Genomic DNA, 22,268 nt, shown 5'->3' on the forward strand with positions numbered 1-22,268 from the left:
TATTAAAATGCATCACGGATACATCATTTTTTTCAATTCATCTAGCGCTTCAGTCGCTGCTAAATTTCCTGTCGTTCCAAATAAACGCTCTTCTAAATCGTAAACACGATTATTTTTAACTGCAGCGAAGTGTTTCCAAATATCATTTGTTTTAAATTCTTTATCAAACATTTTTACAACTTCATCAGGCATACCATGTGCCGCTCGTAAAATAATGTCTGGATCAGCTTTTTTTAAATACTCTGTATTAGAAGCTAAATACTCTACTTGTTCACCTTGTACAATGTTTTTACCACCTAATTGTTTCACTAAATCTCCAATATAAGAATGCTCTGTTGCTACTAAATAACTCCCCGGTACACCTAATAAAATAAGCACTGTCGGTTCTTTCTTTCCCTTTACTGCTTTTTGAATCTCTGCAACCTTGTTATCTAACTTAGTTACAACTGCTTCAGCCTGCTTTTCACGTCCATATTGCTTACCTAAATTACTAATGGAATTTTGCATATTTTTTAAACTTGTTAGATCTAAAAAGTTTGCTTTCATACCTACACCATCAAAAACTGGCTTTAATTCATATTCAAGTGTTGTCACGGATAATACTTCTGACGGCTTTAATGATTTTACCTTTTCCATATCAGGACTCATCGGATTCCCAACTTCAGGTAAACCTTTATATCTCTTTGGTAAATCTTTAGTACTTGTTGGTACACCAATTAAATCTACTTCTAACGCATCCATAATTTCAGTAACAGCAACTGTCGTTGCGACAATCCTCTCTTTACCCTCACTCTTTACCTGCTTCGCTGTTTCTTTTTTTGGTGATGAGCACCCAGCTATACTTACTAATAAAATAATAGCCATTAGTACACTCGCAATTTTCTTCACTCTTAATCACCACTCCTTTCCAAACAATATGAAACAAGTCTTGATGCATGCAAACATGCATCAAGACTCCAAAAATTACAATCTACCTGCTCTATATTTTCGAACTAGTAAAGCAAGTGAACCAAGCAGTAGCACCATGTATAAACCTAGTTGTGCTGTATCTGCCGTTTTTGAGTTTTTCTCTTTTTTCGAATCATTTTTTTGATCTTCTTTTTTCTTCTTATCATCTGCATTTCGGTTAAAATCAGGATTATCTACTTTTTTTACATTATCTACTTTCGGTGTAATCACTGGATTGTTCGGATCATTTTTCGGATCTTTTTTTGGATCCTCTTTAATAGTCCCTAACGCACCAATATTATTTGTATCAAATTGAATTTGTACATCGTAGAAGTGGTGGTAGTTCATCTCATCAATGTCTACTTTCACTTTTGCATTTAATTTTTTAAATAAATCTTCTACTTCAAATTGTACTACTCGCGTATTTGCATTTTTATCTTCACTTACTACTTTTGCATCAGCAAAAAGACTATTGTTTTCTGTTTGGAATTTCGTAATCCACGCACTATTTTTCAGCGTCATCTCAATGTACTTTTTACCATCTTTAACGATTAATTTTGCTGGATTTACAGTATAGTCATGCATCTTTGAAAGTTCTTCTGTTTTGTTTTTTAACACTTTAAATGTAATATCATATTGACCATCCACTAAATTTTTCGGATCAACTATTACTTTCGGTGTATTATTTCCACCTTGATTGTCATTTCCGCCTTGGTTATCGTTTCCGCCTTGGTTATCACTTCCGCCTTGGTTGTCGTTTCCGCCTTGGTTATCGTTTCCACTTTGGTTCCCTAAAGCTTTGATACTATCTTGATCAAATACAAATTGAACATCGTAGAAATGGTGATAATTCATTGAATCAATATCTACTTTTACTTTTGCATTTAATTTTTTAGACAAATCATTTACTTCTACTTCTACTACTCTTGTATTTTGCTCTTTATTTTCACTTAATACTTTTGCATTAACGAACGAGCCATTCTTCTCAAAATCAAACTTTGTAATCCATGTACTATTTGTTAATGTAAACGATACATATTTCTTACCATCTTTTACTTTCAATACACCTGGGCTTTTTGTGTATGTATTCATCATTGATATTTCATCTGTTTGATCTTTTAATACTTTAAAGCCAATGCTGTATTCACCGTCTTTAAGAGCGTTTGGATCAATTGTTGTATTATTGCCTTGGTTGTCGTTTCCACCTTGGTTGTTGTTTCCACCTTGGTTGTCGTTTCCGCCTTGGTTGTTGTTTCCACCTTGGTTGTTGTTTCCACCTTGGTTGTCGTTTCCGCCTTGGTTGTCGTTTCCGCCTTGGTTATCTAACGGTTTAATGCTATCTTTATCAAATGCAAATTGAATATCATAGAAATGATGATAATTCATTGAATCGATGTCGACTTTTACTTTTGCGTTTAATTTTTTCGATAAATCTGCTACTTCCACTTCCACTACACGCGTATCAGCTTTCGTATCTTCACTCAATACACTCGCATCAACAAACGAACCATTTTTCTCAAATTCAAACTTTGTAATCCATGCACTATTCGTTAATGTGAATGATACATATTTTTTACCATCTTTCACTTTTAACACGCCTGGACTCTTTGTATACGTGTTCATCATTGAAATTTCTTCTGTTTGATCTTTTAAAGCTTTGAAATTGATACTGTATTCACCATCTTTAATTGTTTCAGCATCTGGATTTTTGTTTCCATCTGGTTTTTCTACTTCCGGTTTCTCTACTTCTGGTTTCTCTACTTCTGGTTTCTCTACTTCTGGTTTCTCTACTTCTGGTTTCTCTACTTCTGGTTTCTCTACTTCTGGTTTCTCTACTTCTGGTTTCTCTACTTCTGGTTTCTCTACTTCTGGTTTCTCTACTTCTGGTTTCTCTACTTCTGGTTTCTCTACTTCTGGTTTCTCTACTTCTGGTTTCTCTACTTCTGGTTTCTCTACTTCTGGTTTCTCTTCATTTTTAATTTGTTCAAGCTTATCTTGTTCAAATAAAAGTTGCACATCATGTGTTTGCTTATAGTTTCTTGATGCCATTTCGATAAATACTTTTGTATTTAGTTTTTTAGATAAATCGTTTACTTCAAACTCTACTACTCTTGTATCTTTTTCTTTATCTTCACTCACTACTTTTGCATCAACAAACGCACCATCTTTTTCCGTTTGGAAATTTTTAATTAATGAGCTACTTTTTAGTGTTACAATTGCTTTTTTCTTACCATTTTCTACTTTTAATACCCCTGGATTTACCATGTAAGTATTCATCTTAGATTCTTCATCTGTTTGATCTTTTAACACTTTAAACGGAACGCTGTACTCACCATCTTTAATTGTTTCAGTATCTGGTTTTTCTACTTCCGGTTGTTTCTCTTCATTTTTAATTTGTTCAAGTTTATCTTGTTCAAATAAAAGTTGTACATTATGTGTTTGCTTGTAACCTTGTGATGCCACTTCAATAAATACTTTTGTATTTAGTTTTTTAGATAAATCGTCTACTTCAAATTCTACTACTCTTGTATCTTTTTCTTTATCTTCACTCACTACTTTTGCATCAGCAAATGCGCCATCTTTTTCCGTTTGGAAATTTTTAATTAATGAGCTATTTTTTAACGTTACAATTGCTTTTTTCTTACCGTTTTCTACTTTTAATACCCCTGGATTTACCATGTAAGTATTCATCTTAGATTCTTCATCTGTTTGATCTTTTAACACTTTAAATGGAATGCTGTACTCTCCATCTTTAATTGTGTTAGAATTTGGTTGTTGATCTGGGTCAGGCTTTTGGTCGGGCTTCTGACTCGGATCCGGATTTTCATTTGGATCTGGCTTATTAGCTGGGTCCTCTTTTTCATTTGGTTGTTCTACATGAATCGGTGTAATACTATTTTGATCAAATGCAATACGCACATCATAGTCATGATGATAATTTAAAAAATCAATGTCTACTTTTACTTTCGCATTTAATACCTTCTCTACATCGTCCACATCAAATTCTACGACTCTTGTATCTTTTTCTTGATCTTCACTAATTACATTTGTCGCAACAAACTGACCACTTTTTTCCGTTTCAAACTTTGTAATCCATGAACTATGTTCTAACGTAAAGGATACTTTCTTTTTCCCATTCTTCACTTTTAAAGTTCCTGGACTTACAGAGTATTGATTCATCATGGATTCTTCATCTGATGTGTCTTTAAGAACTTTGAAACCGATTGAATATTCACCGTCAGCTAGTTGACTAGCAGCTTGAACTGCAAGGGGTTGTAATGTTGATGCGAATGTAAATACCATTAAAAACATCGCAACAACAATTTTAAGATATTTATTCAATAGAATACCGCTCCTTTATTTAGTTTTGACGTACTTTACGAATTAAGAAAACACCTGAAATAAGAAGTAATGCTGCAAATAATCCGATACGTGCTTCATCACTTGTTTTTGGGTTATCTGTTTTTTCAGCTTTCCCATTTTCATTTGTTCCTTTATTTACATCTTTGTTTATTTCTTTGCTCTCTTCTTTCTTCACTTCTTCTTTTACTTGTGTATTTTTTTGAGTTTGATCTTCATTTTTTGTTGCAGCAGTTGCCTTATTATCTCCACCTACTGCTTTTACATTTGCATCAAACGCAAAGCGAATTGTGTAGTTATGGTCATAATTTACGTTCGGTACAACAACATGAATTTTTACAGCTGCTGGTTTAGATAAGTCGTCTATTTTAAACTCTACAGTTCTTTTATCTGCAGATTCATCTTTACTAACAACTTTTGCATCAACAAAGTTCCCGTTCTCTGGTGCTTTAAATTCTGTAATCCAAGCACTATGATTCATAGGAATTTGTACTCTCATCTCACCATTTTTTACAATTAACTTAGCTGGTTTTTCAAAATAATCATTTGCCATTGAAGCTGAATCATTTTCTGCTTTTTGTATGACATAGTTAATATCGTAAGTACCGTCAGCTACATTTGCCGAAACTTGTCCGAATGGCACTACGAGAAAAGCTAGCATACATACGAATGTCATAATAAAAGCGGGTAATACCGAAAACTTTCTCATTTACCTTACTGCCTCCTTGTTTTTCTTTTTTGAAAACGATAATTATTCTCAATGTATAAGAAAAAAAATAATCTTTCTATCTCTATTTAATAACGAGTAACACTATGTAGTTAGAAATATGTTGATTATCATTCTCATTGATAGACAAAAAAATAATCCCACCAATTTTTCCTATAAGAATAAACATAAAACTCTTTCATCATTTTATTGATTATCATTCTCAACGAATTTCAAAAAAATAAACCGCCTAATTCTATCGTTCTATCACCTCTTCTTACAAAAATGATATAGTCATAGAAAACCTCTTCCCTTCCAATATTTCCACAACTAAGTCAATCTTAGCCTACTGGTAATTTTTTTGTCAACTATATTACGTATAAAATTTTTAATATTTGAATTCTTCTATATATAATTTTTCTACAAAAAAAGAGGCTTTCTTTTAAAGAAAGCCTCTTTCCCTTATTTTTCTACAGCAATTTCTTGCTTTTGAAATAAAGAAACTACATATCCAATTGCAATTCCAATGATACCCGGAACTAGCCAACCAATCCCTACACTATATAATGGAATTTTATCTAAAATAGGAGCAAGGGCCGCTACTTGAAGATTTGCATTATGCAATCCATCAAAGAAGCTAATTGCAAATGCGCCTACAATACCGCCTACATACATAGCTAATGGAAGACGAATATAGTTTTCAACAAGCGATAATACGATCAGTACAATACCAATTGGGTAAATTGCAATTAAAATCGGCAATGCTAATGCGTTTAACTGAGTTAAACCAAGATTTGCTACCATAAATGCTAATACAGAGAAAATGAAAATGACTTTTTGATAAGAAAGCTTTGGTAATAACGAAGAAAAATATTCTCCACAAGCTGCTACAATACCGACAGAAGTTGTTAAGCATGCTGCTGTAATTGCGATACCTAGTAATAATGTTCCGTAGCTACCAAATAAATGATTCACGACGTTTGTTAAAATAATTCCACCGTTTGCTCCCATTCCAAGTGAAACACTTGAAGCTCCAAGGTAAGCAAGTGCTAAATAAACAAGAAGTAAGCCAAGTGCTGCAATAAATCCTGCAAAGATTGTTACTTTCGCAATACTGTTCTTATTTGTAATGCCTTTTGCTTTTAAAGCATTGATCACAACATTTCCGAAAACAAGTGCTGCTAATCCATCTAAAGTTAAATATCCATCAATAAAACCTTTAAAGAGCGGGGCACTATACGCTTCTGTAGGGGCACCAAACTCTCCCATTGGAGTCATAATTGCTTTCGCTACAATAATTGCAATAACAGCTAATAAAATTGGAGTTAACACTTTACCAATGCGCCCCACTAATTTCGATGGGTTTAATGCTAAATAGAAAGTTACTGCAAAGAAAATAAATGTAAAGATAACAAGTGGATAGGATTGACCAGCTATCTCACTTGATAAAAACGGTGCAACACTCATTTCATAAGCAACAGTCCCTGTACGTGGTACACTAACAAATACGCCTAAACATAAATAAATTGCAGTAATGAAAATTAGCGCGAATACAGGATGTACACGTCCTGCTAATTCATTAATATCTCCCTTTAGAGCTATAACAATAACTCCTAATAAAGGCAGTCCTACACCTGTTACGATAAAGCCAAATAACGCGATCCATACATCTGTTCCAGCACCTTGCCCTAACGCTGGTGGAAAAATCATATTACCGGCACCGAAAAACAGTGCAAATAACATTAAGCTTATTGCAAACATCTCAGAAAACTTTAAAGATGATTTCATTTCTACTACCTCCTAATTATTTTATTGACAAAATATTCTGAATTAAAATCCGTCACATATCCTCTTTCAAGCATACTTCCCCGTAAAAGAACGCAAAAAACACCCGTCCCTAACAAAGGGACGAGTGTTGAAATCGTGGTTCCACCCTTATTCTAATAAAATGAATTTATAACGAAATAAGCTCATTTTATAGCTCGTGTAAATTGATAACGGTTTTATCCGCCAAGAATTACAATGCATCTGCAGTTCACTCTTGAAGTTTAGAGGTGGTAAGTTTGTCTTTCCGTATTAGGAAGCTCACAGCCTAAGGCTTCCCTCTCTGAGAATCGTCAAAAACAACTCATGTCCTCATCATTACTTTTATAAAATATCTTGTCGAAACTTGTTGTTTTTTATTATATGGGCTATTTTTTAAAAAATCAATAGTTTTATTTTTTCTGACAAAAAAATATAGGGAGAAAACTTTCCTCCCTATAACTGCCCTATTAATATTTCTAATTCCTTAGCTGTAATGTCTCGCCATTTTCCAGCTTCAAGCTCATTTAGCTCTATATTCATAATGCGCACTCGCTTTAGCTTTGTTACAGTAAATCCGAAAGCACGACTCATTCTACGAATTTGCCTGTTCATTCCTTGCGTTAAAACGATGCGAAATGTAGATTGATCGACTCTCGTTACTTTACACGGCTTCGTCATTCCATCTTTAATTTTCACTCCACCAGACATCTCATCAATAAACCAATCTGTAAACGGCTTATCAACAGTGACAACATATTCTTTCTCATGCTCATGATCACCGTGCAAAATTTGATTCGCAATCGCACCGTCATTCGTTAATAAGATGAGTCCTTCCGATGCTTTATCTAATCGTCCAACAGGAAAGATTCGTTCTGGATAATCGATATAATCAATAATGTTTCCTTCAATATGTTCGGCTGCTGTACAAGTAATTCCGACTGGTTTATGGAAGGCAATATACACCTTTTCTTTCTCTTCTTTTGCAATAACTTGCCCATCAATCGTTATAATATCACCTTCATTAACGAGTGCACCGTGCGTACATACTTCACCGTTAATACAGGCACGTCCTGCTTTAATGAGACGGTCTGTTTCACGTCTTGAGCAGGATTTTACTTCGCTTATGTATTGGTTGATTTTCATGTTTTGTTCCTTTTCTTATAGATTAAAAGCGTCAATCCATGGCAATATCATTATGCCAAGATTGACGCTCCTTTACTTCGCAAAAACAACTAAATAAATAACCCCAATTACCAAAAATATTCCGCAACAAGCTAACAATACTTTTGCAAGTTTGTCCATAAACATATAATGGTTTCCCCTTTTGTTTGGTTGTTTGCTATTTTAATTCGACAACTGTTACGCCTAGGCCTCCCTCGCCCATGTCACCGTAGCGGTAGGTTTTCACACCGCGATGTTTCTTCAAGTAATCTTGTACACCTTGGCGAAGCGCTCCTGTTCCTTTACCGTGAATAATTGATACACGAGGATAGCTTGCAAGCTGTGCATCGTCTAAATATTTTTCAACGCGCATCATTGCATCTTCATAACGTTCGCCGCGAAGGTCTAGCTCTAACGACACGTGATAATCTCTACCCTTCACACTTGCGACTGCTTTTTTCTCAGTTCGCTTCGGTGTATTAATGTATTCCATATTGGATTCTTTCACTTTCATCTTCAGAATACCAATTTGTACGCTCCACTCTGTATCACTTACTTTTTCAAGCAATTGACCTTTTTGACCGAACGTTAACACTTTTACTTCATCACCTGATCGTAACTGTTGTTTCGGCGCTGTATTTTTCACATGTACTTTTTGTTTCTTCACAAGCTCTGGCGCCGCACCTTCTAGACGGCTCTTCGCTTCAATAAGCTCATGGTCTTTCACGTTTATAAGCTGTGCTTTACGCAATTGACGAAGTTCTTGAATAATGCCTTCTGCTTCTTGCTTTGCAGCTTCGACTTTTTCTTCCCCTTCTTTTTGCGCTTTTAATAATTTTTCATCGCGCTCATCGTTAAATTCAATAATTTGACGTTGTAATTCACGATGAAGTTTTTCAGATTGCTTACGATGCTCTTCCGCTTCTTTTCGTTCGCGCTCTGCATTTTTTTGGCTTTCTTCTAGCTTTGCAATCATATTTTCGATTTTGTTCGTATCTGTACTAATATGGTTACGAGCGCGATCAATAACTCGATCAGACAAACCAAGACGCTTCGAAATTTCAAAGGCGTTACTACGTCCTGGTACACCGATTAATAATTTGTACGTTGGGCTTAATGTATTCACATCGAACTCAACGCTCGCATTAATAACTTGCTCACGATTGTATCCATATGCTTTTAATTCTGGGTAATGCGTCGTTGCAACAACGCGAGCACCACGGTTACATACTTCATCTAAAATAGAAATCGCTAGTGCAGCCCCTTCTTGCGGATCTGTCCCAGCACCTAATTCATCAAATAGGACTAAACTTTCAAAATCAGCTTTTTCTAAAATATCTACAATGTTTACCATATGAGAAGAGAATGTACTTAAATTTTGTTCAATCGATTGCTCATCACCGATATCAGCAAAGATGTTTTTAAATACACATATCTCTGATTCATCCATTACTGGAATATGAAGACCAGATTGCGCCATTAAGACACAAATACCGACTGTTTTCAGTGTAACTGTTTTACCACCTGTATTCGGTCCTGTAATAACAATTGTTGTAAAGTCTTTACCAAGCATAATGTTATTTGGCACGATAATTTCCGGATCAATAAGCGGATGACGTGCTTGTTTTAAATCCATGTAGCGTTCATTATTTACGATTGGCTTCGTCGCTTTAATTCGCTTCGCATAAAGAGCTTTCGCAAAAATAAAATCAAGATTTGCAACTACTTCTACGTTTGATAAAACAATATCAGCTTCCACTGCTACTTCTTCCGTTAACATCATTAAAATGCGTTCTACTTCTTGTTTTTCTTTCACACGTGCTTCTTGAAGTGCGTTATTTAATTCCACGATTACTTGCGGTTCGATAAATAATGTTTGTCCAGAAGCAGATTGATCGTGAACAATACCACCATATACGCCGCGGTATTCTTGTTTTACCGGGATTACGTAGCGTTCGTTACGAATCGTTACAATTGCATCTGATAACATTTTTTGCGCGTTTGAAGAACGCGTCATGTTTTCTAATTTCTCACGAATACGGCTTTCCGCAGTACGAATTTGATTACGAATACCACGCAATTTGTCACTTGCGCTATCGACTACTTCACCGCCGTCACCAATACAATTTGTAATCTTCTTTTCTAAATCATATAAAGACACAATTTGCGCGACATGTGTTTCTAAAATTGGAAGCTCAACACCGTTGTCAATCATATCGTCAATGAAACGTTTCATTTGGCGACTACCGTACATCGTACTTGCGATTTCAATTAATTCATGCGGACTTAACATACTTCCAATTTTCGCACGCTTAATATTTGAACGAATATCAGAAATCCCTCCAAGTGGTACATGTCCTTTTAAGCGGATGACTTTCGCTGCCTCATCCGTTGTTTCTTGCAATTCCACAATTTCTTCAAAATCTGTGCTTGGCACTAAATTCTTCACTTTATCACGACCAAGTGAAGATGCTGTATGTTCAAGTAATTGTTCTTTTACTTTATTGTATTCTAATACACGCAACGTTCGTTCTAACATGTTGCAGGTCCCCCCTGTATTACTTATTACGTTTAATATAGTCTAATAAACGTTCAATATCCCATGTGTTAATCACGTTATCTTTTTGAATCCAACCTTTACGCGCTGCTGCTACACCTGTTTCCATATCTTCTAACATTTCAAGTGTATGGGCATCCGTATTAATCGCTACTTTTACACCAGCATCTTGTGCTTGTTTTAATAATTTCGCGCTTAAATCTAGACGGTTTGGATTTGCATTTAATTCTAAAACTGTATTTGTTTCTTTTGCGAGCTGGATTAATAAATCTGTATCTACATCGTAACCCTCACGGCGCCCAAGAAGACGTCCTGTCGGATGGGCAATCATTGTGACATGCTTATTCTCAAGTGCAGTGCGAAGACGCTTCATAATCGTTTCACGGTCTTGTGAGAAGCTAGAGTGAATGGCTCCAATGACATAATCTAGTTCTGCTAATACTTCATCGTCAAAATCAAGTGTCGCATCTGGTAAAATGTCCATTTCAATCCCGCGCAAAATTGTAATGTCTGGATACTTTTCATTCATACGTTCAATTTCTTTCGCTTGTTCACGAAGACGCTCTTTCGTTAAACCGTTCGCTACTTTCAAGTATTGCGAGTGATCAGTAATTGCCATAAATTTATATCCACGAGCGCGGCACGCTTGTACCATTTCTTCAATTGAAAAAGCACCGTCACTCCACGTTGTATGCATATGTAAATCACCCTGTATATCAGAGAACTGAATTAAGTTCGGATACTCTTTAATTAATTCAATTTCTTTTCCATCTTCACGCACTTCTGGTGGGATGAATGGAAGGCCAAAGTGGGCGAAGAATGCTTCTTCTGTTTCGAATGTTTTCACTTCACCTGTCTCTAAGATTTCCACACCGTATTCACTAATTTTCTCGCCTCTATCTTTCGCAATTTGGCGCATTTTTACGTTATGGTCTTTTGATCCGGTGAAATGGTGAAGAGTTGTAATAAATTCTTCTGGTTTTACTAAGCGGAAGTCAATTGAAATATCATATTCATATTGAAGACGAACAGATACTTTCGTATCTCCACTTGCAATCACTTCAATCATATTATCAAATTGTAGTAAATGTTCACGCACTACTGCTGGCTCTGTCGTTGCAATGATGAAATCTAAGTCCTTCACTGTCTCCCGAACACGGCGTAAACTACCAGCGCGTGAGAAACGAATTATTTCAGCAACATTCGACAATTTCTCCTCTATTTCCCCGGCAATAGGCAATACCATCGCAATTGGTAAACGCTCTGGACGAGAGCCTACTTGATCAATTGCTTCTAATATTTTCTCTTCTGTTTTCTTACCGAATCCAGCTAAAGCTTGTACTTTATTTTCTTCACAAACAGCTTTTAACGTTTCCATATCAACAACACCAAGTTCTTTGTATAACTTGGCCACCTTCTTACCACCAAGGCCTGGTAGTTTTAATAGGGGTAATAAACTGCTTGGTACTTCTTTTTCAAGTTCTTGTAGTACTTCAGATGTTCCCGATTCTATATATTCTTGAATAACTGCTGCCGTTCCTTTTCCGATACCTGGAATCTTTGTGAAATCTTCAATTTCAGAAAGACTACGGTCATCACTTTCTAGTGCTGCCGCCGCTTTACGGAATGCAGATATTTTAAATGGATTCGCGCCCTTTAGTTCCATAAATAGGCCGATTGTCTCTAGTAATTTGATAACTTGTTTTTTATTCACTTTCATCATTGCCCCGCCTTTCTTTCATAGAAAAAAACTTCTCTTTCCGAAAAAAGAGAAGTTACACTCTGCTACCTGTCTGCCATAGTTCCTTCACCTTTTCAGAAAGAATCGGTGTATCGTCTACAATTATTTTGCTAATTGATGATTTTTGTAATGGTGTTTGTATTTGTTCAATTGGAAGAATTGTTCCAACAATAATTAAGACAAACAGAATGATATACACTTCTAAAAAGCCAAGAAGTGCCCCAGCAACCGCATTGACTTGCTTTAAAACTGGGATTTCTGCAAACATATTCAGTAAATTACCAAGTAGTGAAAGTGCGATTTTTGTAATAATAAATAATACAATAAACGCAATTGCTTGATAGAAGACACCCTCAATATTATTCGCATCTATCCATTCTGGAACAGACACATTCTTATCAAATGGATACGGAATAATTTTTGCAAGTGCTGGCGCTAAATCTTTACAGTACCAGTATGCAACGAGGTATGCGATAATAAAGCTTGTTAACTTTACAAGTTGCAAAATAAATCCTCTGCGTAAACCGAGGAAAAATCCCATAACAAGCAATAAAATGATAATAATATCAATCATGTTATTCAATTCCTTTTTGTGTCATACTTTCTTTCAATTTCTCATGTTCTTCTTTTAATTTTATGTAATCGTGTATGACGTTTACCGCCGTCAATACCGCTAGTCTACTCGTATCAAGCGAAGGATTCTTGGCATTGAGTTCGCGCATTTTATCATCCACAATCGCTGCTACCATGCGGATATGACTTGTACTTTCATCGCCAACAACTGAATATTGTTGACCATATATTTCTACATTAATTCGACTTTTATTTCCCTTTTGTTGTGACAACTCACCGGCCTCCAATCACGTACAGAATCCTAAAGTTTATCATACCATGAACCATCATAATATGGAAACAGAAAGAACAATCCGATATGATAAAAATAACAATATTAAAAAAGGAGCGACCATTTTGTCAAATTCTATCGTAATACAGACAAGTTCTAGTGCAATTGAAGACATGAAACAACAATACAAACAAGCGCTTAGCCCGAAAATTCCGCAAGGCGGTGTCTTCATGGCAAAGGTACCATCTTGCACGATTACAGCATATAAATCAGGCAAAGTAATGTTCCAAGGGGGCCGTGCCGAAGCAGAGGCTGCTCGTTGGCAAACTGTCTCTCAAACACCAAAATCCGCTGTAAAAAAATCGGCCAATTCGCATCAATATGCACCACCTTCTTCTATTGGTACAATGTCGATTTTAGGGTCCGATGAAGTAGGTACTGGAGATTTCTTTGGACCGATGACAGTTGTTGCTGTATATGTGGATGCGAAGCAAATTCCACTTTTAAAAGAACTCGGTGTAAAAGACTCCAAAAACTTAAATGATGCTCAAATTGCTGAGATTGCAAAACAACTCCTTCACGTTGTTCCTTACAGCTCCCTCGTTCTTCATAATGAAAAATATAACGAGCTATTTGATAAAGGAAACAACCAAGGTAAACTAAAAGCTTTACTGCATAACAAAGCCATCACAAACTTATTGGCAAAAATCGCGCCTACAAAACCAGAAGGCATTTTAATCGACCAATTTACACAGCCTGATACATACTATAAATATTTAGCAAAACAAAAACAGGTACAGCGTGAAAATGTTTACTTCGCTACAAAAGGTGAAAGTGTCCATTTAGCAGTAGCCGCCGCTTCCATTTTAGCTCGTTACTCATTCGTAAAACAATTTGACGAACTAAGCAAAAAAGCTGGTATGCAACTTCCGAAAGGTGCTGGTAAACAAGTTGATATTGCCGCTGCTAAATTAATTCAAAAAGTCGGTAAAGAAAGACTACCTGAGTTTGTGAAAGTGCATTTTGCTAATACAGAGAAGGCGTTTCGCTTATTGAAAAAATAACTACTTTTTAGTATCGACAGGATATGGATGAACTAAACAAGGCGAAAAGAATTGAATTCTTTTCGCCTTTTATGAATGAAAAATGGATAAATAGAATCTCACACGTTCCTATTTTTGTCGCACTTCTTCGTTATATCGATATATATTTAAATTTAGGACGATATATATTCACTATTCACCTAAAAAAAGAGAGTCTCCATGACTCCCTTTTTATGTTTAACTTCGTTTCTGCTTCTTATTTGATGAAGGTACTTTATAAGAACCCGTTTCATGCGTAGTCGTTCCTTGTCCTTCCACTTCCGGAGAACCTAAGCTTGATCTAGAATGGTCTGTTTTCACTTTCTTACTCATTACAATCACCCCCAAGATTACTTTTCACTTAAGAGTAAAAAACTATTCAGCATAACCATCTGAACATATACTGGCTACTCTTTTATCCTCCTGTCTGTTTTTCACTAATGTCCCATAGACGTTTTGCGGCATCCTTATCCAAGGCAGCTTCAGACATTTTTCCTATTTGCTTATCGGCATAGTAATAACCACTATGATCAGTAAATTCAGTTGATTCTGCTAGCCATATTAGAGTTTCAGCACCTTCCTCGGGTGTACGAGAGAAAGGTTTCATTGCTGCCATAGTTAAGCGAGCAACCAGACCATTGTCCTGGTTAAAATTCGTATCCACTAGCCCTGGATCAAAGCTATAGGCACTAACACTCGTTCCCTCCAACCGCTGTGCCAATTCAGAGGTGAATAAAATGTTAGCCAGTTTTGTTTGCGCATAACGCATTGTGGGACCGCCCATGAACTTCTTAACACCGCGATAAAGTTGTTCTGCATCTAGATCACCGAAGTCAATTCCCTTTTTAGCCATTTTGTGACCGTGAGATGCAGTGGTAATGACACGAGCAGGAGCACTTTCTTTTAAACGCTCCAACAACAAATTAGTGAGTAAGAATGGACCTAAATGGTTTACCGCCCAGGTCATCTCCAAACCGTCCTTCGTAAGCTGCCTTGTTTGAAATAAAGCACCAGCATTATTCACTAATATATCTATTCTCGGACACCTTTCTAAAATATCAGTAGCTACCCGGCGTATAGATTGTTGGGAAGCCATATCAGCTAAAAATATATCTACCACTGCATTCCCATTCGTTACATTTTTAATTTGAGTCATAACATCATTCGCTTTTGCTTCGTTACGTGCAATGATTCCTAGTTTGGCACCGCGTTCTGCAAATACCTTAGCTGCCGCTAATCCAATACCACTTGTTGCACCAGTGATCACTATGTACTTGTCACGCAATGTCCACTTTGTATGACTTGGAATTTCTCCCATTGTACAAAAACCCCTTCCCTATAAATGTCGCATTCGTTTTACTTATATATGAAGTGGGAAGGGAACTATGAACAACATCTTTTCCAATCGTGAAATACTTTATAAAATTCGGCTTGTAGTTACACCCTTTCCAATAAAAAAAGCGAGAGGAAATCCTCTCGCTTTTTTATATCTTAAAACTCTGAAGAACCTGGAGTTCTTGGGAATGGAATTACGTCACGGATGTTAGCCATGCCAGTGATGTACATTAGGAAGCGTTCGAAACCTAGACCGAATCCAGCGTGTTTTGTACCGCCGTATTTTCTAAGTTCTAAGTACCACCAGTAGTCCTCTTCGTTCATACCTAATTCTTTAATTCTGTCTACTAAAACGTCCATTCTTTCTTCACGTTGGCTTCCGCCGATTAATTCGCCGATGCCAGGAACTAGAAGGTCAGTAGCAGCTACTGTTTTACCATCTTCGTTCATACGCATGTAGAATGCTTTAATGTCTTTCGGATAGTCAGTTACGAATACAGGGCGTTTGAAGATTTCTTCTGATAAGTATCTTTCGTGCTCTGTTTGTAAGTCAATACCCCATTCTACTGGGTATTTAAATTCAGCACCTGATTCTTGAAGTACTTTAATTGCTTCTGTATAAGTGATGCGACCGAAGTCAGAGTTGATTACGTTGTTCATGCGCTCTAGAACTGTTTTATCAACGAAGCTGTTGAAGAAGTCCATTTCTTCTGGTGCATGCTCTAGTACGTATTTCATTGCATACTTCAGCATATCTTCTGTAAGATCCATTACATCGCCTAACTCAGCGAATGCAATCTCAGGCTCAACCATCCAGAACTCAGCTGCGTGGCGAGTTGTGTTTGAGTTTTCTGCACGGAATGTAGGACCGAATGTGTACACATCACGGAATGCTAACGCATAAGCTTCAGCATTAAGCTGTCCACTTACTGTTAAGTTTGTTTCTTTACCGAAGAAGTCTTTTGATTCGTCAACTTGTCCGTCTTCACCTTTAGGTACGTTGTTTAAATCTTGCGTTGTTACGCGGAACATTTCGCCTGCACCTTCTGTATCACTACCAGTGATGATTGGTGTGTGAACATGTACGAATCCACGCTCTTGGAAGAACTGGTGAATCGCAAATGCTGCGATAGAACGCACACGGAACGTTGCAGAGAATGCATTTGTTCTTGGACGTAAGTGAGCGATTGTACGTAAATATTCAAACGTATGACGCTTCTTTTGAAGTGGGTAATCAGAATCTGATAAGCCCTCGATATCAATTTTTTCTGCTTTAATTTCAAATGGTTGCTTCGCTCCAGGCGTTGCAATTACTTTACCTTCTACTTTAACTGAAGAGCTAAGTGGAAGCTTTGCAATTTCTTTGAAGTTCTCTAATTCTGTATCGAAAACGATTTGAACACCTTTGAAGAAGCTACCGTCGTTTAATTCGATGAAACCAAATGCTTTTGAATCACGTAAGTTACGAATCCAACCTGATACTTGTACTGTTTGATCTGCGTATTTATCTGTATCTCTATACAGACTTTTTACTAATGTGTTTTCCATAATAAAATTCTCCTTTACTCATATATTTAAATACAAAAAAACCTTTCATCCATAAAGGGACGAAAGGTTAAACTTCGCGGTACCACCCAATTTGTCATAAAGACCAACTTTAACTCGTATGTAATACATACTTCCCGGTTTGTAACAGGCCGGATTCCCGTCTAAGTCTACTCTTGAATACAAGTTTCAATTTCGGTTAGCAACTCCAAGGTGTTCTTCACATATACCGCCTCATCAGGCTCTCACCGTCCCTGACTCGCTTTGGATTATAGTATATACTACTTTTCCTTATCATCGTCTTTCGTTTTGTTAAACTAAAATTAATGTACTACATTCGAGAGAAAGATGCAAGATGCCAGAAAATATATCAGCGATTTTCGCAATATATCGACCGTAACTCCAAATATATCAGCGATTTTTATAATATATCGATCATAACTCCAAATATATCGGCGATTTTTATAATATATCGACTTACCGACATTTTCCGACAATCGTGCCATAAAAAAAATTGCCGGACTTAATCCGGCAATTTTTTATTACTTACGTAACTCCGCACCAAATTTCTCTTCTACCGCTGTTAATACACGGTTATGCGCTTCTGTTACTTCTTCGTCTGTTAATGTACGTTCTGCATCGAAGTAGTTCATAGAGAATGCAAGTGATTTCTTGCCTTCTTCCATTTTTTCACCTTCGTATAAGTCGAATAGTGCTACGTCTTTCAGAAGTTCTCCGCCAGCTTCAGCAATGACTTGCTTCATTTCACCAGCTTTTGTTTCTGTTGTTACTACAACAGCCATATCACGTGTCATAGATGGGAAACGTGGAATTGCTGAGTAGTAAGTTTCCTCAGCGTCTGCACCGAATACTTTTGCAAGAGATAATTCGAATACGAATGTATTTTTCACATCTAATTGTTTTTCTGTTTCCGGGTGCAATTGACCGATGAATCCGATTGCTTCACCATCTAATACGATGTCAGCTGTACGGCCTGGGTGCATACCTTCACGTTTTGCTGGTGCATAAGTGATTTGATTTGCCACGCCAAGTACGTCGAATAATCCTTCTAATACACCTTTAACAACGAAGAAGTCTACAACTTTCTTCTCACCTTGCCATGCATGGTGAAGAGCAAGACCTGTCATAACACCTGCAAGATGTTGTTCTTCTTTCGGAAGTTCTCCTGCTTCTGTTGGTAAGAAGATAGAACCTACTTCATATAATGCAACGCTGTCGTTTTTACGCGCAACATTGTATGAAACTGCTTCTAACAATTGTGGCACTAAGCTTAAACGAAGTTGGCTACGCTCTTCGCTCATTGGAAGCGCAAGATTTACAGGAGCTTTTTCGTTCGGCTCAACCATATATTGTTTCGCTTTGTCAGCGCTTGTTAATGAATATGTGATTGCTTCATATAAACCAGCACCTTCTAGGAAGCGGCGTACTTTACGACGTTTCGTTTGTGCTGATGTTAATTTACCACGTGTCATTGTTCCAGATGGTAATGTAACTGGAATGTGATCATAACCATACAGACGACCTACTTCTTCTACTAAGTCTTCTGAAATTGTAATGTCAGGACGACGTGCTGGTACATTTACATGGAATGTTCCTTCTACTTCTGTGAATGGGAATTTTAAGTTTGTGAACATTGTACCCATTTCACTCGCAGAAATATCTGTACCTAATACACGGTTTACTTTTTCAGCTGTAACAGATACTGTACGTTCTTGTACTTGTAAGTTATCAGCTTCTACTACACCTTCAAGCGCTTCTCCACCAGCGTATTTTGCCATTAAAGCAGCTGCATGTTGAATTGCTTCAAATGTACGTGTTGGGTCGATTCCTTTTTCAAAACGTGCACTTGATTCGCTACGAAGACCTAAGTCTTTTGATGTACGACGCACTGTTTGACCTGCAAAGTATGCAGACTCAATTAGAACGTTTACTGTCTCGTTATCAACTTCAGAATCCGCTCCGCCCATTACACCAGCAACAGCTAACGCCTTTTCACCGTTTGTAATAACAAGGTGGTGGCTTTGTAACGTACGTTCTTGAGCATCTAATGTTTGAATCTTTTCGCCTTCTTTTGCAAGACGAACAACGATTTCTTTTGAACCTAATTTATCGTAATCGAATGCATGTAACGGTTGACCGTATTCCATTAAAATGTAGTTTGTAATATCAACTACATTACTAATTGGACGAATGCCAGCTGCCATAAGACGAGTTTGCATCCACATTGGTGATGGACCAATCTTTACGTTCTTCACCATTTTTGCAATATATAATGGGTTTTCTTCTTTCGCTTCTACACTTACAGAAATGTAATCAGAAGTTTTTTCTGCTGTTTCTTGTAAGTCGATAGCTGGAAGTTTTACTTCACGGCCGTAAATAGCAGCTACTTCATATGCAACACCTAACATGTTTAAGCAATCTGCACGGTTTGGTGTTAAACCAAGCTCAAGTACTTCATCATGTAAATTTAAAATTTCAAGTGCATCTGCACCAACTTCAGCATCACTTGGGAAGATGAAGATACCGTCTGCATATTCTTTCGCAACGAATTTCCCATCAATACCAAGCTCTTGAAGAGCACAAACCATACCGTGAGAAGCTTCCCCGCGTAGTTTTGCTTTTTTAATTTTGAAGTTACCAGGAAGTACAGCGCCAACTTTTGCAACTGGTACTTTTAAACCTTTTGCAATGTTAGCAGCTCCACAAATAATTTGAACCGGTTCTTCTTCACCGATATCGATTAAGCATTTGCTTAATTTATCAGCTTCTGGGTGTTTTTCACATTCTAATACGTGACCAACTACAACACCTTTTACACCTTTATTTAATACTTCAACACCTTCTACTTCAATACCACTTTTCGTGATTTTGTCTGCTAGTTCTTGTGCTGTTACATCTTTAATATCTACATACTCTTGTAACCAACGATATGATACGAACATATTTATCCTCTCCTTCCCTTACGCTCGTTTGAACTGCTGTAAGAAACGTACATCATTTGTATAGAAATGACGAATGTCATCTACGCCGTATTTCAACATTGCGATACGCTCTGCGCCCATACCGAATGCGAAACCTTGATATTCTTTTGAATCATAACCAGCCATTTCAAGTACGTTCGGGTGAACCATACCTGCTCCTAAAATTTCGATCCAGCCAGTCCCTTTACAAGTGCCACAACCTTTACCGTGACACATCATACAAGAAATATCCATCTCTACAGACGGCTCTGTGAATGGGAAGAAACTTGGACGAAGACGGATTTCACGATCTTCACCGAACATCTTTTTCACGAATACTTGCAGTGTACCTTTTAAGTCACTCATGCGAATATTTTTATCAATTACAAGACCTTCAATTTGCATGAATTGGTGTGAATGCGTTGCATCATCGTCATCGCGGCGATACACTTTACCAGGACAAATAATTTTAATCGGTCCTTTTTCTTTATTCTTTTCCATCGTACGTGCTTGCACAGAAGATGTATGTGTACGTAGTAACGTTTCTTCTGTAATGTAGAATGTATCTTGCATATCACGCGCTGGGTGATCTTTCGGTAAGTTTAATGCTTCGAAGTTGTAGTAGTCTTTTTCTACTTCTGTTCCTTCAGCTACTTCATAACCCATACCGATGAATACATCTTCAATTTGTTCAACAACTGCTGTTAACGGATGGTGACAACCTGTTTCAACAGGACGACCTGGCAGTGTAACATCAATTGTTTCAGTAGCTAATTTCGCCTCAATTACTGCTTTTTCTAAGTTACCAATTTTGTCTTCTAGACGCGTTTGAATCGCTTCACGTACTTCATTTACTAATGCTCCCATACGTGGACGCTCTTCTGCTGATAATTTTCCCATGCCGCGTAATACTTCTGTAATTGGACCTTTTTTCCCTAAATACGCTACGCGTACGTCGTTTAAGCCCTTTAGCTCTTTCGCTTCTTCAATAAGCTCTAACGCTTTTTGCTTTAGCTCTTTTAAACGTGCTTCCATTTGGAACCCTCCTAATTTTAAAAATAAAAAAACCCCGCTCCCAAAAAGGGACGAGGTAAATTCGCGGTACCACCCTAAATTGACAGAACAAGTCTGCCCACTCATTAGTTATAACGATCAATTCTGACCGGAACGCCTTTACATATAAATGGTCCTGGCGCCAACTCCAGAGGTGAATTCACTTCCATCTACCATAAGAATGCTTTCAGTCTACGGCACTCTCTCCCTATATGGCGATTTTGTAAGCTACTCTTCTCTATCAACGTTTTTCATTAATATACTTTTATTATATGTTCAAAAAAGTTCGATACTCATTTCACCACTTTTTTATGAACATGCACTTCAACTTATTATAAGAAGTTTTTTATCGATTCGCAACTGGGCTTTGTAAATAATACGTTAAAATCCCTGCTGCAACCGCAACATTTAATGATTCTGCCCCGCCGTAAATCGGAATATACAAGTTTTGATCACTTTTCGCAAGAATTTCTTGGCGTACGCCGCTTCCTTCATTCCCTACAATTAATGCAAAACTTCCAGCCGGGGTTACTTCACCAAATGGAACTCCATTTTCAAGAGCTGTTCCATATACAGGGACGTTATTTTCTTTTAACTTGTCTACCCATTCTTCTAAGTTCCCTTTCACAACCGGTAAGTGGAAAATAGAACCTTGTGTAGATCGTAGTACTTTACTATTATAAACATCAACGCACCCTTCTCCAAGCACAACGGCATGAATACCCGCTGCATCCGCTGTACGAATAATCGTTCCCAAATTACCTGGGTCTTGAAGGCCGTCTAATAAAAGAAATTTCCCATCAGTAAGAGCTACTTCTTTCTCATGTTTCTCACAAACAGCAAATACACCTTGCGTTGTTTCTGTTTCGCGAAGTACTTTTACAATTGCTTCAGGCACAATATACATTTCAACATCATTAACTGTCCAATCTTTCGGAAGATCTGTCTGATCTGAAACGATAAGTTCTGTTACAACTCCTGCCTTTAACGCTTCCTCTACTAAATGAAATCCTTCTACAAAAAATAAAGCTTTGTTATCGCGCTCTTTTTTCGTCTGCAGCTTTTTCCACTGCTTCACACGCGGGTTTTGTACTGAATCAATGTTTTTCATAATATGTATTTCCCTCTCTTCTTGTCTTATCATTATAG

Annotated in this window: 16 protein-coding genes and 3 other annotated features; of the genes, 1 reads left to right on the forward strand and 15 read right to left on the reverse strand. The window is 37.1% G+C overall.

Going from position 1 to position 22,268, the window contains the following annotated elements; translation table 11 throughout:
- Window positions 1-12: 12 nt before the first annotated feature.
- The 9 genes from isdE to zapA all read right to left on the reverse strand — a co-directional run bounded on the left by isdE (window position 13) and on the right by zapA (window position 13,124).
- Window positions 13-888, reverse strand: a complete 876-nt coding sequence (gene isdE, locus MKY70_RS23610) for a heme ABC transporter substrate-binding protein IsdE (RefSeq protein WP_107887386.1) — start codon at window positions 886-888, stop codon at window positions 13-15.
- Between the two features lie 75 nt (window positions 889-963).
- The gene (locus MKY70_RS23615; RefSeq protein WP_341074614.1) at window positions 964-4,290 is read right to left on the reverse strand and encodes an NEAT domain-containing protein; all 3,327 of its coding nucleotides are present in this window, start codon (window positions 4,288-4,290) and stop codon (window positions 964-966) included.
- A 19-nt stretch (window positions 4,291-4,309) separates the two neighbouring features.
- On the reverse strand, window positions 4,310-5,017 hold the full coding sequence (gene isdC / locus MKY70_RS23620) for a heme uptake protein IsdC (RefSeq protein WP_341025828.1): 708 nt from the start codon (window positions 5,015-5,017) through the stop codon (window positions 4,310-4,312).
- A 459-nt stretch (window positions 5,018-5,476) separates the two neighbouring features.
- Window positions 5,477-6,802: a branched-chain amino acid transport system II carrier protein BrnQ6 gene (gene brnQ6 / locus MKY70_RS23625; protein WP_044442284.1), complete on the reverse strand. Its 1,326-nt coding sequence runs from the start codon at window positions 6,800-6,802 to the stop codon at window positions 5,477-5,479.
- A gap of 113 nt (window positions 6,803-6,915) precedes the next feature.
- Window positions 6,916-7,166: a binding site (T-box leader), on the reverse strand.
- A gap of 107 nt (window positions 7,167-7,273) precedes the next feature.
- The gene (locus MKY70_RS23630) at window positions 7,274-7,963 is read right to left on the reverse strand and encodes a 23S rRNA pseudouridine(2604) synthase RluF (RefSeq protein WP_341025829.1); all 690 of its coding nucleotides are present in this window, start codon (window positions 7,961-7,963) and stop codon (window positions 7,274-7,276) included.
- A gap of 196 nt (window positions 7,964-8,159) precedes the next feature.
- Complete coding sequence (locus tag MKY70_RS23635) at window positions 8,160-10,520, reverse strand: endonuclease MutS2 (protein ID WP_341025831.1); 2,361 nt, start codon at window positions 10,518-10,520, stop codon at window positions 8,160-8,162.
- A 19-nt stretch (window positions 10,521-10,539) separates the two neighbouring features.
- Window positions 10,540-12,258, reverse strand: a complete 1,719-nt coding sequence (gene polX, locus MKY70_RS23640; protein WP_002088901.1) for a DNA polymerase/3'-5' exonuclease PolX — start codon at window positions 12,256-12,258, stop codon at window positions 10,540-10,542.
- Window positions 12,259-12,313: 55 nt separating this feature from the next.
- Window positions 12,314-12,853: a CvpA family protein gene (locus MKY70_RS23645; RefSeq protein ID WP_002129333.1), complete on the reverse strand. Its 540-nt coding sequence runs from the start codon at window positions 12,851-12,853 to the stop codon at window positions 12,314-12,316.
- 1 nt (window position 12,854) lies between these two features.
- Complete coding sequence (gene zapA, locus MKY70_RS23650) at window positions 12,855-13,124, reverse strand: cell division protein ZapA (protein ID WP_002112165.1); 270 nt, start codon at window positions 13,122-13,124, stop codon at window positions 12,855-12,857.
- A gap of 124 nt (window positions 13,125-13,248) precedes the next feature.
- Here zapA and rnhC point away from each other — a divergent pair, with 124 nt between their 5' ends.
- Entirely contained in the window at window positions 13,249-14,187 is a 939-nt protein-coding gene (gene rnhC, locus MKY70_RS23655) for a ribonuclease HIII (protein WP_044442280.1), read from the forward strand.
- A gap of 216 nt (window positions 14,188-14,403) precedes the next feature.
- Here the strand turns inward: rnhC and MKY70_RS23660 are convergent, their stop codons facing one another.
- From MKY70_RS23660 to MKY70_RS23685, 6 genes are all read right to left on the reverse strand, one after another.
- On the reverse strand, window positions 14,404-14,538 hold the full coding sequence (locus tag MKY70_RS23660) for a YuzL family protein (RefSeq protein ID WP_002112167.1): 135 nt from the start codon (window positions 14,536-14,538) through the stop codon (window positions 14,404-14,406).
- Between the two features lie 82 nt (window positions 14,539-14,620).
- Entirely contained in the window at window positions 14,621-15,523 is a 903-nt protein-coding gene (locus tag MKY70_RS23665; RefSeq protein ID WP_113734132.1) for an SDR family oxidoreductase, read from the reverse strand.
- Window positions 15,524-15,696: 173 nt separating this feature from the next.
- On the reverse strand, window positions 15,697-17,088 hold the full coding sequence (asnS, locus tag MKY70_RS23670) for an asparagine--tRNA ligase (RefSeq protein WP_002034242.1): 1,392 nt from the start codon (window positions 17,086-17,088) through the stop codon (window positions 15,697-15,699).
- Between the two features lie 52 nt (window positions 17,089-17,140).
- Window positions 17,141-17,392: a binding site (T-box leader), on the reverse strand.
- Between the two features lie 235 nt (window positions 17,393-17,627).
- The gene (gene pheT, locus MKY70_RS23675; RefSeq protein WP_088034072.1) at window positions 17,628-20,048 is read right to left on the reverse strand and encodes a phenylalanine--tRNA ligase subunit beta; all 2,421 of its coding nucleotides are present in this window, start codon (window positions 20,046-20,048) and stop codon (window positions 17,628-17,630) included.
- An 18-nt stretch (window positions 20,049-20,066) separates the two neighbouring features.
- The gene (gene pheS, locus MKY70_RS23680; protein WP_002015457.1) at window positions 20,067-21,101 is read right to left on the reverse strand and encodes a phenylalanine--tRNA ligase subunit alpha; all 1,035 of its coding nucleotides are present in this window, start codon (window positions 21,099-21,101) and stop codon (window positions 20,067-20,069) included.
- A gap of 43 nt (window positions 21,102-21,144) precedes the next feature.
- Window positions 21,145-21,373, reverse strand: a binding site (T-box leader).
- A 92-nt stretch (window positions 21,374-21,465) separates the two neighbouring features.
- Window positions 21,466-22,263, reverse strand: a complete 798-nt coding sequence (locus MKY70_RS23685) for a TrmH family RNA methyltransferase (RefSeq protein ID WP_002015458.1) — start codon at window positions 22,261-22,263, stop codon at window positions 21,466-21,468.
- Window positions 22,264-22,268: the final 5 nt, after the last annotated feature.

Origin of the sequence: Bacillus sp. FSL R9-9492 (genome assembly GCF_038007365.1) — a bacterium.
Classification (GTDB): domain Bacteria; phylum Bacillota; class Bacilli; order Bacillales; family Bacillaceae_G; genus Bacillus_A; species Bacillus_A mycoides.

Bases quoted from the DNA above. Each gene is read 5' to 3' on its own strand.
- isdC (WP_341025828.1), bottom strand. From the start codon at position 5,017: ATGAGAAAGTTTTCGGTATTACCCGCTTTTATTATGACATTCGTATGT.
- brnQ6 (WP_044442284.1), bottom strand. From the start codon at position 6,802: ATGAAATCATCTTTAAAGTTTTCTGAGATGTTTGCAATAAGCTTAATG.
- MKY70_RS23630 (WP_341025829.1), bottom strand. From the start codon at position 7,963: ATGAAAATCAACCAATACATAAGCGAAGTAAAATCCTGCTCAAGACGT.
- MKY70_RS23635 (WP_341025831.1), bottom strand. From the start codon at position 10,520: ATGTTAGAACGAACGTTGCGTGTATTAGAATACAATAAAGTAAAAGAA.
- polX (WP_002088901.1), bottom strand. From the start codon at position 12,258: ATGAAAGTGAATAAAAAACAAGTTATCAAATTACTAGAGACAATCGGC.
- MKY70_RS23645 (WP_002129333.1), bottom strand. From the start codon at position 12,853: ATGATTGATATTATTATCATTTTATTGCTTGTTATGGGATTTTTCCTC.
- MKY70_RS23660 (WP_002112167.1), bottom strand. From the start codon at position 14,538: ATGAGTAAGAAAGTGAAAACAGACCATTCTAGATCAAGCTTAGGTTCT.
- MKY70_RS23665 (WP_113734132.1), bottom strand. From the start codon at position 15,523: ATGGGAGAAATTCCAAGTCATACAAAGTGGACATTGCGTGACAAGTAC.
- asnS (WP_002034242.1), bottom strand. From the start codon at position 17,088: ATGGAAAACACATTAGTAAAAAGTCTGTATAGAGATACAGATAAATAC.
- pheT (WP_088034072.1), bottom strand. From the start codon at position 20,048: ATGTTCGTATCATATCGTTGGTTACAAGAGTATGTAGATATTAAAGAT.
- pheS (WP_002015457.1), bottom strand. From the start codon at position 21,101: ATGGAAGCACGTTTAAAAGAGCTAAAGCAAAAAGCGTTAGAGCTTATT.
- MKY70_RS23685 (WP_002015458.1), bottom strand. From the start codon at position 22,263: ATGATAAGACAAGAAGAGAGGGAAATACATATTATGAAAAACATTGAT.